The following is a 14,995-nucleotide window of genomic DNA, read 5'->3' on the forward strand; positions in this document are numbered from 1 at the left end:
CTTGAACCATCCTTAGCTGGGCGAAATGTCTGATAAGACTCAGTACGTCGGGGAGTCCATGCAGGGGTCGGCGGAGGAGTCGTGTGGCACAGCAAAGTTCGCGAGAGGGCGTGTCCGGCGGCGGCCCGTCCGCTGACGATCGTCTCGGCTATGTAGGCATGCCCCCGCCACGGCTGTCCGTGACGGTTCAACCGCGCGAGGACGTCCACTCGGTGCTCGATGCGGTGGTGGCGCGCGAGGTGCCCGGCAAGGTCTTGATCAGCGCGGCGGCGGGCACGGGCAAGACGGTGCTGCTTGCCGATTGGATCGATCGGACAGATCGGGATCTCGAGATCGCCTGGGTGACACTCGGATCCGCCGACAACGATGCGGAAGCGTTGCGGCGCAGGCTCGCCGGTCTGTGGGAACGGTTGGGCGCCGGCGGGGGCCCGGTCGTCCTGGTCCTCGACGACGCCCACGAGATCCGTGACGATGCCGCGCTCGGCGTGCTGGCGGCTGTCGTGGAGTCCGCGCCGGTGCAGTCGACGGTCATCGTGGCCTGCCGCAGGACGCCCGACCTGCCGTTTGCCCGCTATGCGCTCGAAGGCACGCTCACGTGGATCGGCTGGGAGGAACTCGCGCTCGACAGGGTTGCGGTCGCCGCGATCGTCGAGGAACACGGACCCTCGCTCGACGAGTCCGACCTCGACGGGCTTCTCGAGCTGACGCGCGGGTGGGCGGCACCGGTGCGACTCGCGGCGATGCGACTCGGAACGTACGCCGATCGGAGCGGGGCCGTCGCGGATCTCCTCCGCTATCCGCAGCAGATCTCGGAGTACGTCGTCGAAGAGACGCTCGGTGCGCTGCCCGCGTACCTGGTGCGGTTCATCGAGGCGACGAGCATCGTCGAGTTCTTCGACGCCGACCTCGCGGAACAGCTCGACGAGGCGAGCGTGGACCGCGCCGTATCGGACCGGGAGCGGTTCGGCGTGCCGGTTCTCAGGTGCTCCGCGGACACCACCGGCGTCCGCTACGGATGGCATCCGCTCGTCCGCGCCCATGCACGCGCCGCTGTCCGGAATCGCGATCCCGAGCGGGTGACCCGGTTGCACCGGATCGCGGCGCGCTGGTTCCTGGACGCGCGCGAACCCATCATCGCGCTAGAGCACCTCGTCGCGGCAGGTGACGAACACGCGCTGGAGGAGTTCGTTCTCCGCCACGGCCTCACAGCGGTCTTCGACGGCCACGCAGAGGCCGTCTGGGATCTGATCGGAACCCGGTACGGCGACCTGCCGGGCGTGCGGTACCTGCGGGCTCTGGCCGCGCTCGAACGGAACTACCCTGATGCCGCCCACGCGCACCTGGTCGTCGCCGATTCGAGGCCGTCCGCTGATCGATTCGCCGTCGCCGCCCGTGCGTTCGCGGCAGCGCTGGCGGTCGAGATCGCAGTGATCGGCGGTTCGGCAGTACCGGAAGGTGCGCTGCGCGCGTTCGAGGAGTGCGCCGGGACAGGCAGTGTCGATCTGGATTGCTATGTAGCACTGCAGCATTCGGCTGCGCGGATGTTGCTCGGGGACCTGGCGTGGAGCGAGGGGTTGCTCCGGCAGGCGCTGACACTGGCCGACGTGGGGGCGCACCCGCGTCTGGTGTTGCGTAGTCTTGCGAGGCTTTCGGTGCTCTCCAGTGTGAAGGGTGACCTCGGAACAATGGCGGTGCGCGCGGCGCATGCACTGGAGTACGCGGTCGCACGAGGGCTCACTGATCGCATCGACGCCTTCCAGTGCGCTGCAGCGGTGTGCATGGATGCATATCTCCGCGCCGAATCGTTGCCCGACGACAGCCCCGTTCACGCTTTGGCCCTCGCGTCGGCGCTCGAATCGCATCAGCACGCCAGGCCGGACGGGACGACGGCACCCGCCTCCGGCGGACACGGCGAGGTCGCCTTCGCGCTCGTGCAGGCTCGGCGCAACCCTCGCCCCACCCCCGCCGACGCGGATGTCGTCGGGCGCGCAATGCTCGGATTGTTGGATCGGGCCCCGCAGCCGGGATTCAGCGACAATTTCGTCCCGCTCGTGATGGCGGTCCTCCTCGACGCCGGACGGATGACCGCGGCCGCAGAGCTGATCGAGAGGGCGGCTTCGACCTTCGGGGAGAGGTTCAACGTGGTGGTGGCCCGGGCGATGGTGGAGGTTGCCGTGGGCAACACCGCTGCTGCCCGTGAGTTGCTCGGTGCTGTGCCGGGCTCGCAGCTCGGTCCGGCCCTCGGCGTCCGCGCGTGGCTGCTCGACGCTGTCGTGGCGAACCGCCAGCGCCGGTCCGCCGACGCGGTCGTGTCACTCGCGCGTGCGCTGGAAGTGGCCGAACCGAATCGGATCGTGAGTCCGTTTCTGGACTACGCCGCCGATACGGCCGAGATGCTGACGCTGCTACCGCCGGGGGGAGAACACAGCCACGAGTTCGTGGTGCACATCAGGACGAAGCTGGTCGATGCAAATGCCGGACGGAACCCGCGTCTGACGCGGACCGAGAAGGTGATGCTGGGCGAGTTGGCGACTGGAAGGCAGCTTCGTGAGATCGCCCGAGATCTGCACGTGTCGCTCAACACCGTTCGCACCCATACCCGCAACGTCTACCGGAAACTCGAGGTGAGCAGTCGCGCCGAGGCAGTGGAGGCGGCGATACAGCGCGGGCTCCTCTGACGACTCGTCGGCGGGGTCGTGGTTTGCTGTGGGTATGGGGTGGGTATCGCGGCAGGTATGGATCGCGTCCGGCGTCGGCGCTGTCGTGGGCGTGAGCGAGAGCGCGCCTTCCGGTTTCGGAGTTCAGACGTGGCCTGCGCTGGTGCTGGGGGCATTCGCCGGCGTCGTCGTCGGCCTGGCGTCGGTGATGGGCGGGCACCTGGCGGTCCGCTCGGCTGAGGTGTGGCCGCCGCGATCGTCCATGTCTTGGCGCCATAGATTCGCCGTGTGTTCGTCCGCGGTGGTGTTCCTGCTGACCGCGGGGTGCTTCGCGTGGATCATCGTGTCGGCAGGAGCTGCCGCGGACCAATCCGACGGCAGGTACTTCCTGGGCGTGTCCGCGGCGTTCGCCGCGGTGACCTACGCGTTCACGGTGTTCCTCGCGCCTGTGTTGCCGAGTGGAAACGGCATCACACGGCGGCCGCGAGTGCAGCGGCGGCCGTGAAGAACAGTGCCGCGAAGACGCGGCTCGTCAGCTGCATCTGCCGGGGTGAGCGCGACAGGCGCAGCACGCGTGAGGCCAGGCCCGTGTATCCGGTCATGACGACGGTGTCGACCGCGACCATCGTCGCCGCCATGAGTGCGTACTGCGGCAGCAGCGGGGCAGCGGGGCGAGGAACTGCGGCAGCACCGCGAGCATGAAGACGATCGCCTTCGGGTTGCTGGAGTTGACGAGGAACGCCCGCAGCACGAGCCCGGCCGCGGTCGAGCGGCCCGTGCCGGACTCGGCGTCGACCGGTGTGGGTGCCGAACGCCACTGGCGCACACCGAGATAGGCGAGGTAGGCGACACCGAACCACTTGACGATCAGGAACGCCGTCGTCGATCCCGCCAGCAGCGCGCCGACGCCGGCCGCGACGATCGCGATCTGCAGCAGCAACGCCAGCTGCAGGCCGAGGATGTTCCAGTATCCGCGGAGGAAGCCGTGCTGCAGGCCGGTCGACATCGACGCGATCGCGCCGGCTCCCGGTGACAGACTGATCACCCAGCTGGCGCCGAAGAACGCCAACCAGATCTGCCACGACACGGGCCAGAAATCTACTCCCGGCCCGGGCGCGTGGAGGCGGCGGGTAGGTCAGGAACCGCCGGATCCGGAGCCGAGGCAGCTACGCGGGGGGTCGACCAGTGAGCAGAATGCCGCAGGCTTCACCGGCCGGTAGTCCGCGGGCACACCGCCGACCGCGACGAGGTCCCGATACGTCGCGACGGCGTCGGTGGGGCGCCGGGTGAGTGTCGGGTCGGTGAGGGCGTCGACCGTGTACAGGCCGAACCGCGGCCGGTACGAACCCCATTCGTAGTTGTCAGTGATCGACCAGTAGTTGTAGCCGATGACGTCGGCGCCGTCCTCGCGGGCGCGTTCGATCCAGTAGATGTGATCGCGCAGGTGGTCCGACCGGGTGTACCCGTCCGCGCGGGCCTGCCCGTTGTCGGTCGGCATGCCGTTCTCCACGACGTAGAGCGGCATGCCCGGCAGCTTGCGGTGGTACGCCATGAGGGCGTGGTAGATCCCGTCCGGCTGCGGGACGACGTCGTAGAAGCGGTCGGTGGCGGCCGCGATCGCGGAGACGTTGTCCAACGAGACGCCGTAGTAGTAGTCGATGCCGAGGAAGTCGAGCTTGTCGGTCACCCGGTCGACGAACAGGGTGTCGAGCATCCCGAAGACGGCCGGGATGAACGCCAGGTTGCTGCCGACGCGGGCGGTGGGGTCGAGCTGGTGGATGCGGTCGTAGATCGTGCGGTGCGCGCGGGTCATACCGTCGAACATCTTGTGGACGTCGAGCAGCGAGATCCCGCCGAAGGTCAGTTCGCGCTGCGCGTACGTCGTCGGCTCGTTGAACGTGATCCAGATGGCCCCGGCGTCCTTGTAGCGCTCGACGACCTTGTCGGCGTTGGCGAGCCAGTCGTCGACGGTCCGCGGGTCGGCCCAGCCGCCGCGGTCGGCGACCCAGCCGGGATACACCCAGTGATCGAGCGTGATCATCGGGGTCATGCCGTGGCTGCGGATCCGCTGTACGACGTCGTCGTAGTAGGCGAACTCGGCCTCGTCCCAGGTGCCGGGGCTCGGTTGCACCCGCGCCCACTCGATGCCGAAGCGGAACACGTCCACGCCGAGCGCCGCCGCGTTGTCGATGTCCTCGGCGTAGCGGTGCCGGAAGTCGACCGCGTCGCCGATCTCGTCGTGGGTCTGTCCGGACGCCGAGTACCGCGCCCAGTTGCTGTCCGGCGACGCCCCCTCGGACTGGAAGCCGGACGTGGCCACGCCCCACAGGAAGTCGTCGCCGAGCGGCGCGGCCTGTGCGGCGGGCGCGGCGAGCAGGGTTGCGGTGAGCGCCACGATCGCGGCGCCGAGAGCGGTTTTCACGGTTGCTCCTTCAGAAGACCGAGCCGACGTCGTGCGCGACGACGGTATCCATGCTGTATTCGGCCAGTGCCGCGATCGTCATCGACGGATTGCACGCGCCGGTGGAGCCCGGGATGCGTGCGCCGTCGAGGACGTAGAGGCCGCGCTGTCCGTGTACGCGTCCGGCGTCGTCGCAGACGGTCTCGAACGGTGCGCCGCCGAGGGGATGGAAGGTGTTGGTGTCGAAGGCATTCACGTCGATCGCCGACACCCCGAACCCGGCGCCCACGATCTGTTCGATCCGGGCGCGGATCGCGTCGGTGAGACCGCGGTCGTAGGCCTGGTTCCAGGTGAGCACCGCATCGTCGCGGGCGGCGTCGTAGTTCCACACGCCGAGTCCCTGCACCACGCCGTACCCGATCACCGACGTCGTGTGCAGGTCCAGCGGGAACGGCACCGGCCCGAGGACGATCGTCAGCGCGCCGGCCGGGTTGTCCCAGTCCTTGACGCCGACGCACGCCGGTCCGCCCTGCCAGGCGCCGGGGCTGTCGGTGACGCGGGTGACCATGAAGATGCGGTCGCCGTTGTTGCCCCACCCGGTGCCGACGCCGTCCGGCAGATCGGGGATCAGGTTCTTGGCCTTCGCCTTGACCAGCAGGCGGGTGGTGCCGGGGGAGCCGGCGCCGAGGAACAGCGCGTCGGAGACGATGCGTTTGCGTTCGAGTACGGTGCCGTCCCGGCCGATCCGGTCGCAGTGGACGATCCAGGTGCCGTCGGCGCCGCGTTGGATGTCGCCCACGCGATGCAGCGGCGCCACCTCCACCTTGCCGGTCGCCTCGGCCTCCGCGAGGTAGGTGACGTCCACGGAGAACTTGCCGCCGTTGTTGACGCCGTAGATCACGTCGCCGTTGGTGTACGACGGCCGCATCTCGCCGCGCAGTTCACGGCGCGCGAACTCCCAGTCGATGGGCATCGGCACCCGGAACGTGTGCAGTCCCTGCGCGTCGGCCATCTCCACGAACCGCCGCGACGAGTTGTACTGGGGGCTGTTCAACAGGTCGTCGGGAATCGTCGCTATCCGCAGCATCCGCGCGACCCGCGGGTAGTACTCCGACTCCATGCGTTCGTAGTCGATGCGCGACGAGACGGACTTCGCGAAGTTCTCGCCGTTCGGCTGCATGGTCATGCCGTGATAGACCAGCGAGCCGCCGCCGACGCCGGCGCCGCAGAGGATGTCCATGCCGTTGCCGGGGATGCGCTCCATCAGGCCCGTGAACGGTGGAAAGACGGCCGGCGGAGCGCCCGTCATGACGGGGTGCGGTTGCAGCCACGCGGAGCGCTGGTCGGGGGAGAGCATCCGGGGGAACGTCTCGGCGTTGGGGCCCGTCGGCCAGCGGATGCCGCGCTCGAGGACGAGGGTGTCCACGCCGGCGCGGCCGAGATGCATCGCCGCGATCGCGCCGCCGAAGCCGCTGCCGATCACGACGGCGCGGCGGCGTTGCTCGGTGACCTGCTGGGGCTGTGCGTGGGCCGGCGCGGGCGCCGCGGCGGTCGCACCCGCCGTGGTCACGATCGTTGCGGCGGCAGCACTGCCGAGGAACATGCGCCGCGACACACGTGCAGTGGTGGAACTCGAATCCTGGATCACGACGGCTCCCTTGCCATGCTGTTCCGGGGTGCTGCTGGGACGACTGGCTCTCGCAGGTCCGGACTCTAGGGTGGACACGTGTCCAGTGGGGTGTCTTTCGGATAAAACGCAGTTCAGGGGCACCGCTCGCCGCGCCTCGGGTCCCGCTCGACGCGCGTGCGGGGCCGGAACGTAAGTAACTTGCACCCATCGCGGATAATCGTTGTAAACCCCCGTTCTCCAGAGAGGACCTCTCATGCTCGCCCGTACCGACCTTCGCGGTCGTACCCCGTCCACCGCTGAGCTCCGGGGCGCGCTGCCCCGTGGCGGAGTGGACGTGGACGCGGTGCTGCATCAGGTCCGCCCCGTCGTCGAGGACATCCGTGACCGAGGCGCCGAGGCCGCCCTCGAGTACGGCGAGAAGTTCGACGGCGTCCGCCCCGCGACGGTCCGCGTCCCGCAGGCCGAGCTGGATCGTGCGCTCGCCGAACTCGACGCCGACGTCCGCGCCGCCCTCGAGGTCGCGATCGAGCGGACCCGCAAGGTACACGCCGATCAGCGCCGCACCGACACCGTCACCGAGGTGGTCCCCGGTGGCACCGTCACCGAGCGCTGGGTGCCGGTCGAGCGCGTCGGCCTGTACGTGCCCGGCGGCAATGCCGTCTACCCGTCGTCGGTCGTGATGAACGTCGTCCCGGCGCAGGCCGCGGGCGTCGAGTCGCTCGTCGTGGCGTCGCCGCCGCAGGCCGCGTTCGGTGGCCTGCCGCACCCGACGATCCTCGCCGCGGCCGCGATGCTCGGCGTCGACGAGGTGTGGGCTGTCGGCGGCGCCCAGGCCGTCGCGCTGCTCACCTACGGCGGCACCGACACCGACGAGGCTGAACTGGCTCCAGTCGACCTCATCACCGGTCCCGGCAACATCTTCGTCACCGCCGCCAAGCGGCTGTGCCGCGGACTGGTCGGCATCGACGCCGAGGCCGGCCCGACGGAGATCGCGATCCTGGCCGACCACACTGCGGACCCGGTACACGTGGCCGCCGACATGATCAGCCAGGCCGAGCACGACGTCATGGCCGCGAGCGTCCTGGTGACCACGTCCACCGAACTCGCCGACGCCGTGGACGAAGCACTCGCCGCGCAACTCGAGATCACCAAGCACCGCGAGCGCGTCGAGACTGCGCTGCGCGGCAGCCAGTCCGGGACGGTGCTGGTGGACGACATCGCAGCCGGGCTGAAGGTCGTGAACGCCTACGCCGCCGAGCACCTCGAGATCCAGACCGAGGACGCCTCCGCGGTGGCCGCGCAGGTGCGCTCCGCGGGAGCCATCTTCGTCGGCCCGTGGGCGCCGGTCAGCCTCGGCGACTACTGCGCCGGCTCCAACCACGTGCTGCCCACCGCGGGCTGCGCGCGGCACTCGTCGGGTCTGAGCGTCCAGACGTTCCTGCGCGGCATCCACGTCGTCGACTACTCGGAAGCGGCACTGAAGGACGTTGCCGGACACGTCATCACGCTGGCCAACGCCGAGGACCTCCCGGCCCACGGCGAGGCCGTGCGGCTGCGGTTCGAGCGTTTGACGGACGGCACCGCCGTCGAGGCACTGAAGTGAGCGCCGGATCCATCCCCGGATCGGCTGTCGGCATCGACGACCTGCCCATCCGGGAGAGCCTGCGCGGCCAGTCCCCGTACGGCGCACCGCAGTTGACGGTGCCGGTGCAGCTCAACACCAACGAGAACCCGCACCCGCCGTCGAAGGCGCTCGTCGACGACGTCGCCGAGGCGGTGCGTGCGGCGGCTGCGGACCTGCACCGTTACCCGGACCGGGACGCGGTCGCGTTGCGCACCGACCTGGCCGAGTACATGACGCGGCAGACCGGTGTCGCGCTCGACGTGTCCAACGTGTGGGCGGCCAACGGCTCCAACGAGGTGCTGCAGCAGTTGCTGCAGGCGTTCGGTGGACCCGGCCGCAGCGCGATCGGCTTCGTGCCGTCGTACTCGATGCACCCGCTGCTCGTCGCCGGCACCCAGACCGAGTGGATCGCGGCGCCGCGCCACGACGACTTCTCGCTCGACACCGCGACCGCGGTGCGCGTCATCGAGGAGCGCCGTCCCGACGTCGTCTTCGTCACCAGCCCCAACAACCCGACCGGGCACAGCATCGGGCTCGCAGACTTGAAGCAGATCCTCGCGGCCGCGCCGGGCATCGTGATCGTGGACGAGGCGTACGCCGAGTTCTCGTCGGTGCCGAGCGCCGTGAGCCTGATCGACGAGTTCCCCACCAAGCTGGTGGTGAGTCGCACGATGAGCAAGGCGTTCGCGTTCGCCGGTGGCCGCCTCGGCTACCTGGTCGCGGCGCCGGCGTTCATCGACGCAATGCTGTTGGTGCGCTTGCCCTATCACCTGTCGGTCGTCACGCAGGCCGCGGCGCGGGCCGCGCTGCGCCACGCCGACGAGACCCTCGGCAGCGTCGCGGAGTTGGCGTCCGAGCGTGATCGCGTGAGCGCCGAGCTGACCGAGATGGGTTACAAGGTTGTCCCCAGTGACGCCAACTTCATCCTGTTCGGGCTCTTCGAGGACGCCGCCCGCACGTGGCAGCACTACCTCGACGAGGGTGTGCTGATCCGCGACGTCGGCATCGCCGGGCACCTGCGGGCCACGATCGGACTGGCTGCCGAGAACGACGAACTGCTGCGCGTCAGCAGGAAACTTGCCTCCACGGAGTTGGCGGCCACGGAATCGAAGGGATCCTGATGAGCGATCGGATCGCACGCGTCGAGCGGACCACCAGGGAGTCGAGCATCGTCGTCGAGCTGAACCTCGACGGGACGGGCAATGTGTCGGTATCCACCGGGATCCCGTTCTTCGACCACATGCTCACCGCCCTGGGCGCGCACGCCAGCTTCGATCTGACGGTCGAGGCGAAGGGCGACGTCGAGATCGACGCCCACCACACGGTCGAGGACACCGCGATCGTGCTCGGCCAGGCGCTCGGGCAGGCGCTCGGCGACAAGCGCGGCATCCGCCGCTTCGGCGACGCGTTCATTCCGATGGACGAGACCCTCGCGCACGCGTCGGTCGACGTCTCCGGTCGCCCCTACTGCGTGCACACCGGTGAGCCGGAGCACATGCTGCACAGCGTGATCGGCGGCTACCCGGGCGTGCCCTACTCGACCGTCATCAACCGCCACGTGTTCGAGTCGATCGCGCTCAACGCGCGGATCGCGCTGCACGTGCGGGTGCTGTACGGACGCGACCAGCACCACATCACCGAGGCCGAGTTCAAGGCCGTCGCCCGCGCGCTGCGCGAGGCCGTCGAGCCCGATCCGCGGGTCACCGGTGTGCCGTCGACCAAGGGTGCGCTGTAGAGCCATGGATACGGTCTTCATCTACGTCCTGTTCCTCGCAGCGGGCTTCGCCATCGGCGGCGCGTACGCGATGTGGAAGGTGAACAAGCTGGCCTCTGGCGTGCTCGTGGCCCTGGCCATCCTCGCGGCGGCGTCGGGAATCCTGCGGCTGATCTGATGCGTGAACTCCTGCGTACGCGCGGGATCCTGGTTGCACTGCTCATGGGCGCCACCACCTTCGGTGGGTGGTCGCTGCTGCTGCCCGTGGTTCCGTTGGCGATCGCTGACGGCGGCGGTTCCGACGCCGCGGCGGGTGCGTCGACGGCGGTCTTCATGGCTACCACCGTCGCGACCCAGCTGAAGGTGCCCGCGCTGCTGCGTCGCTACGGCTACCGGGCGGTGCTGGCGGTCGGCTGTGTGCTGCTCGGCCCGCCGTCGCTCGCTTTCCTGTGGAGCACCGCAACCGGTCCCGCGCTCGGCATCTCGGCGGTCCGTGGTATCGGTTTCGGCATGGTCACCGTCGCCGGCATCGGGCTGCTGGCCGAACTGGCTCCGCGCAATCTGTTGGGACGCGTCACAGGCGCCAACGGTGTCGCGATCGCGTCGGCGCAGATGCTGGTTCTGCCGCTCGGGCTTTCGCTGTACAAAGCGGATCACGCTCCGGTCGTGTTCGTGCTCGGTGCGCTGATCCCGACGCTGTCGCTGCTGTCGATCTCCCGCCTGCCGGCGGTGCCGAACCCGGGAATGCCGGCGGGCCGCAAGGGCCTGCCGGTCAGCGTGCTGCTGATCCCGTGCCTGGCAATGCTCGTCGTCTCCGCAGCCTACGGCGGTATGTCGTCGCTGCTTCCGATCGCCACCGAGAGCCGGGCCGCGCTTGCCGGGTTCGCGCTGTCGGCGTCCGCGGGCGCGATGCTCGTGGGTCGCTACGGCGCCGGCGTGATTGCGGACCGCATCGGCGCGGGCCGGACATTGGTCCCCGCGCTGGTTCTCGCGGCGGCGGGCATGGGCCTGCTGGCGTTGTCGGTGGCGGGGATCGCAGGCGAGGTATCGCTCGTCGTGGGTGCGATGGCATTCGGCGCCGGATTCGGTGCCGTCCAGAACGAGGCGCTGCTGACACTGCTCGCTTCCGCCGGACCAGACCGGGTGGGCGCGGCCAGCGCCGCGTGGAACATTGCGTACGACGGCGGCACCGGCATCGGCGCGCTGGTCCTCGGTGTCGTGGCGGGCGCGGCCGGCTATCCCGCCGTGTTCGCGCTGTCGTCCATCGTGGCGCTGGTGGTCGCGCCGGTCGCCCTGGCGGTGCGCGGGACGGGTCCCGCGCACCGATAGAGTTTCCCCATGACCGCACGCAAGGTTGCCCTCCTCGATTACGGCTCCGGAAATCTCCACTCGGCGCAGCGCGCCCTCGCTCGCACCGGTGCGCAGATCGAGGTGACCTCCGACCCGAAGGTGGCGCTCGCCGCCGACGGCCTGGTGGTCCCCGGCGTCGGCGCGTTCGCGGCGTGCATGGAGGGTCTGCTGTCGGTCCGGGGTGACCGCATCATCGGCCAGCGACTCGCGGGTGGACGCCCGGTCCTCGGTATCTGCGTCGGCATGCAGATCCTGTTCGAGCGCGGCGTCGAGTTCGGCGTCGAGGCAGACGGCTGCGGCGAGTGGCCCGGCACCGTCGAGCGCCTCGAGGCCGACGTGCTGCCGCACATGGGATGGAACACCGTCGACGCGCCCGAGGACAGCGTCCTGTTCGCCGGGATGGACGCCGAGACCCGCTTCTACTTCGTGCACTCGTACGGCGTCCGGAAGTGGGAGCTGCCGCCGTCGGACATCATCGCTCCGCCCAAGCTGACGTGGGCCGAGCACGGTGACCGGTTCCTCGCGGCCGTCGAGAACGGGGCACTGTCGGCCACCCAGTTCCATCCCGAGAAGTCCGGCGACGCCGGCGCGCAGCTGCTGGAGAACTGGGTCCGCAACCTGTGACGCGCGACCCCGACGACCGGACGGGTGATCTGTCGATCGCCCGGCTGGCGCTCGCGACGATGGGGACGGCGGCCACCGTGCTGGTGGTGGTTGCCCTCGTCATCGTGCTCGTCGAACCCGGTCCGGTCGTCGGGCTCGTGATCGCACTCGTCGGGGTCGTCGTCGCCATCGCGGCGATGGGATTCGTGTCGAAACGCATGACCAGCCGCGCGTACGGCGACCAGGGGCGTCGCCCCGACGAGCCGGGGGACGACCCGAAGCCCGGTCGCGGGCGGTGACCCACTAGGATCGGCGCAGTGAGCCTGGTCCTTTTGCCTGCTGTAGATGTCGCCAACGGTGAAGCTGTTCGCCTCGTTCAGGGAGAGGCGGGGAGCGAGACCAGTTACGGTGCGCCCCGCGATGCTGCCCTCGCGTGGCAGAACGACGGTGCCGAGTGGGTGCATCTGGTCGATCTCGACGCCGCGTTCGGCCGCGGATCCAACCGTGAGCTGCTGGCCGCCGTCGTCGGCGAGCTCGACGTCAAGGTCGAGCTGTCCGGTGGTATCCGCGACGACGAGTCCCTCGAGGCCGCCCTCGCGACCGGCTGCGCGCGCGTCAACCTCGGCACCGCCGCCGTCGAGAACCCGGACTGGTGCGCCCGCGCCATCGCCAAGCACGGCGAGCGCATAGCCGTCGGCCTCGACGTCAAGCTGATCGACGGCGACTACCGTCTGCGCGGCCGCGGCTGGGTGTCCGACGGCGGCGACCTGTGGGAGGTCCTCGAGCGCCTCAACCGCGACGGCTGCTCGCGCTACGTCGTCACCGACGTCAGCAAGGACGGCACCCTCACGGGCCCGAACCTCGAACTGCTCAGCGCGGTGTGCGCGGCCACCGATGCACCGGTCGTCGCGTCCGGTGGCGTCTCGACCATCGCCGACCTCGAGGCCATCGCCGGTCTCGTGGGCGAGGGGGTGGAGGGTTCGATCGTCGGAAAGGCGCTCTACGCCGGACGATTCACGCTTCCCGAGGCGCTGGCCGCGGTCTCGCGCTAGCAACGGCCACCGCGATGAGCCTGCCCCGGAAACCGCTCGAACTGCTCGCGACAGCGAGTGAGGTTCTCGACGGTGTCCGGGACCGGTTTGTCGCGGGGCTGGGCGCCCCCAGCGCGGTCCGCAAGGGCCCCAAGGACTTCGCGACGGCGCTCGACCTCGAACTCGAGAAGACGGTGTCGGCGGAACTCGAACGTCGCACCGGGATCGAGGTCCACGGCGAGGAATTCGGCGGACCCGAACTCGCGAGCGGCGACGTGTGGATCCTCGACCCGATCGACGGCACGTTCAACTACTCGGCCGGCCTGCCCACCGCGGGCATCCTGCTCGCGCTGCTGCGTGACGGCGTCCCCGTGCTGGGGCTGACGTGGCTGCCGCTGACCGGGGAGCGGTTCGCGGCCGCCGCGGGCGGCCCGGTGTACCGCAACGGCATCGCACTGCCGCCGCTCGAACCGAGTTCGTTGGCGTCGGCCATGATCGGGTTCGGGGCGTTCAACATCGACAGCCGCGGCCGCATCCCGGGCGCGTACCGCTTCGAACTGCTCGGTCAGCTCAGTCGCGTCTCGTCCCGGATCCGGATGCACGGATCGACGGGTGCCGACCTCGCCTACACTGCCGCCGGAATCCTCGGCGGTGCGGTGGTGTTCGGTCACCACGTGTGGGACAACGCGGCCGGCGTCGCACTCGTGCGGGCCGCCGGTGGTGTCGTCACGGACCTGCGCGGCGACGACTGGCACGTAGGCTCCCGCTCGGTGCTGGCCGCCGCACCCGGTGTCCACGGCGAACTGCTCGACATTCTCCACTCTCTGGGCGATCCGGAGACGCGGCCTGAAGGAGGGCCACCACAATGACTTTGGCTGTTCGAGTGATTCCGTGCCTCGACGTCGACGCGGGTCGCGTCGTCAAGGGCGTCAACTTCGAGAACCTGCGTGACGCGGGCGATCCCGTCGAGCTCGCCGCGACCTACGACGCGCAGGGCGCTGACGAGTTGACCTTCCTCGACGTCACCGCGTCCAGCGGCGATCGGGGCACGATGCTCGACGTCGTCACCCGCACCGCCGAGCAGGTCTTCATCCCGCTCACCGTCGGGGGTGGCGTGCGCACTGTCGAGGACGTCGACCGACTGCTGCGTGCGGGCGCCGACAAGGTCAGCGTCAACACCGCCGCGATCGCCCGCCCCGAGGTGTTGCGGGAGATGTCGGAGCGGTTCGGGTCGCAGTGCATCGTGCTGTCGGTCGACGCCCGCACCGTCCCGGACGGGCAGGAGCCGACGCCGTCGGGCTGGGAGGTAACCACACACGGTGGCAAGCGCGGCACCGGCATCGACGCCGTCGAGTGGGCGATCCGTGGTGCCGAACTCGGCGTCGGCGAGATCCTGCTCAACTCGATGGACGCCGACGGCACCAAGGCCGGCTTCGACCTGAAGATGATCCGCGCGGTCCGCGCCGCGGTGCACGTGCCGGTCATCGCCAGCGGCGGCGCGGGCGCCGTCGAACATTTCGCGCCCGCCGTCGAGGCCGGCGCCGACGCCGTCCTCGCGGCCAGTGTCTTCCACTTCGGGGACATGACGATCGGGGACGTCAAGGCGTCCATGCGTGCAGAAGGGATCACCGTCCGATGAGCCTCGATCCGTCGATCGCCGCCCGCCTCAAGCGCAACGAGGCCGGGCTGTTCAGCGCCGTCGCGCAGGAGAAGTCCACCGGCGACGTCCTCATGGTCGCCTGGATGGACGACGAGGCGCTCGCGCGCACCCTCGAGACCCGCAAGGGCACCTACTACTCGCGCTCGCGCCAGCAGTACTGGGTCAAGGGCGAGACGTCCGGCCACACCCAGTACGTGCACGAGGTGCGCCTGGATTGCGACGGCGACACCGTGCTGCTCATCGTCGACCAGGAGGGCGCCGCGTGCCACACCGGCACCCACACCTGCTTCGACACGGACGTGCTGCTCGCGGCTGAAGGATGACA

15 protein-coding genes and 1 pseudogene are annotated in these 14,995 nt (G+C 69.7%); 13 read left to right on the forward strand and 3 right to left on the reverse strand.

Features of this window, described 5'->3' with window-relative positions:
* Positions 1-83 precede the first annotated feature (83 nt).
* Complete coding sequence (locus LCL87_RS14280) at positions 84-2,678, forward strand: LuxR C-terminal-related transcriptional regulator (RefSeq protein ID WP_225020665.1); 2,595 nt, start codon at positions 84-86, stop codon at positions 2,676-2,678.
* 34 nt (positions 2,679-2,712) lie between these two features.
* On the forward strand, positions 2,713-3,162 hold the full coding sequence (locus LCL87_RS14285) for a hypothetical protein (RefSeq protein ID WP_225020668.1): 450 nt from the start codon (positions 2,713-2,715) through the stop codon (positions 3,160-3,162).
* Here the strand turns inward: LCL87_RS14285 and LCL87_RS14290 are convergent.
* From LCL87_RS14290 to LCL87_RS14300, 3 genes and pseudogenes are all read right to left on the reverse strand, one after another.
* Positions 3,128-3,744: pseudogene (locus LCL87_RS14290) on the reverse strand (LysE family transporter). The gene LCL87_RS14285 and the pseudogene LCL87_RS14290 sit on opposite strands and share 35 nt — an antisense overlap.
* A 48-nt stretch (positions 3,745-3,792) precedes the next feature.
* Entirely contained in the window at positions 3,793-5,079 is a 1,287-nt protein-coding gene (locus tag LCL87_RS14295) for a family 1 glycosylhydrolase (RefSeq protein WP_225020670.1), read from the reverse strand.
* A gap of 10 nt (positions 5,080-5,089) precedes the next feature.
* A complete protein-coding gene (locus tag LCL87_RS14300; RefSeq protein ID WP_237692228.1) occupies positions 5,090-6,661 on the reverse strand; it encodes a GMC oxidoreductase in 1,572 nt (523 codons plus the stop codon).
* Positions 6,662-6,941: 280 nt separating this feature from the next.
* On the opposite strand from LCL87_RS14300, the gene hisD reads away from it, so the two are divergent.
* The 11 genes from hisD to hisI are packed head-to-tail and all read left to right on the forward strand — an operon-like array spanning position 6,942 to position 14,993.
* Positions 6,942-8,291, forward strand: coding sequence for a histidinol dehydrogenase (gene hisD, locus LCL87_RS14305; RefSeq protein WP_225020674.1), 1,350 nt, complete (start codon positions 6,942-6,944; stop codon positions 8,289-8,291).
* A complete protein-coding gene (locus LCL87_RS14310; protein ID WP_225020676.1) occupies positions 8,288-9,433 on the forward strand; it encodes a histidinol-phosphate transaminase in 1,146 nt (381 codons plus the stop codon). The genes hisD and LCL87_RS14310 overlap by 4 nt, the downstream gene beginning before the upstream one ends.
* Complete coding sequence (gene hisB / locus LCL87_RS14315) at positions 9,433-10,047, forward strand: imidazoleglycerol-phosphate dehydratase HisB (protein WP_225020678.1); 615 nt, start codon at positions 9,433-9,435, stop codon at positions 10,045-10,047. Before LCL87_RS14310 ends, hisB begins: the two co-directional genes overlap by 1 nt.
* A gap of 4 nt (positions 10,048-10,051) precedes the next feature.
* Positions 10,052-10,204, forward strand: coding sequence for a CG2302 family histidine operon protein (locus tag LCL87_RS14320; protein ID WP_225020680.1), 153 nt, complete (start codon positions 10,052-10,054; stop codon positions 10,202-10,204).
* Positions 10,204-11,355, forward strand: coding sequence for an MFS transporter (locus LCL87_RS14325; protein ID WP_225020682.1), 1,152 nt, complete (start codon positions 10,204-10,206; stop codon positions 11,353-11,355). Before LCL87_RS14320 ends, LCL87_RS14325 begins: the two co-directional genes overlap by 1 nt.
* 9 nt (positions 11,356-11,364) lie before the next feature.
* The gene (gene hisH / locus LCL87_RS14330) at positions 11,365-12,000 is read left to right on the forward strand and encodes an imidazole glycerol phosphate synthase subunit HisH (RefSeq protein ID WP_225020684.1); all 636 of its coding nucleotides are present in this window, start codon (positions 11,365-11,367) and stop codon (positions 11,998-12,000) included.
* 59 nt (positions 12,001-12,059) lie between these two features.
* On the forward strand, positions 12,060-12,278 hold the full coding sequence (locus tag LCL87_RS14335) for a hypothetical protein (protein ID WP_225020873.1): 219 nt from the start codon (positions 12,060-12,062) through the stop codon (positions 12,276-12,278).
* Between the two features lie 18 nt (positions 12,279-12,296).
* Entirely contained in the window at positions 12,297-13,031 is a 735-nt protein-coding gene (priA, locus tag LCL87_RS14340) for a bifunctional 1-(5-phosphoribosyl)-5-((5-phosphoribosylamino)methylideneamino)imidazole-4-carboxamide isomerase/phosphoribosylanthranilate isomerase PriA (protein WP_225020686.1), read from the forward strand.
* Between the two features lie 14 nt (positions 13,032-13,045).
* Positions 13,046-13,879, forward strand: a complete 834-nt coding sequence (locus tag LCL87_RS14345) for an inositol monophosphatase family protein (protein WP_225020688.1) — start codon at positions 13,046-13,048, stop codon at positions 13,877-13,879.
* Positions 13,876-14,649, forward strand: a complete 774-nt coding sequence (hisF, locus tag LCL87_RS14350) for an imidazole glycerol phosphate synthase subunit HisF (RefSeq protein WP_225020690.1) — start codon at positions 13,876-13,878, stop codon at positions 14,647-14,649. The genes LCL87_RS14345 and hisF overlap by 4 nt, the downstream gene beginning before the upstream one ends.
* Entirely contained in the window at positions 14,646-14,993 is a 348-nt protein-coding gene (gene hisI, locus LCL87_RS14355) for a phosphoribosyl-AMP cyclohydrolase (RefSeq protein WP_225020691.1), read from the forward strand. The genes hisF and hisI overlap by 4 nt, the downstream gene beginning before the upstream one ends.
* Positions 14,994-14,995: the final 2 nt, after the last annotated feature.

It is taken from the genome of Prescottella equi (assembly GCF_020171745.1).
Classification (GTDB): domain Bacteria; phylum Actinomycetota; class Actinomycetes; order Mycobacteriales; family Mycobacteriaceae; genus Prescottella; species Prescottella equi_A.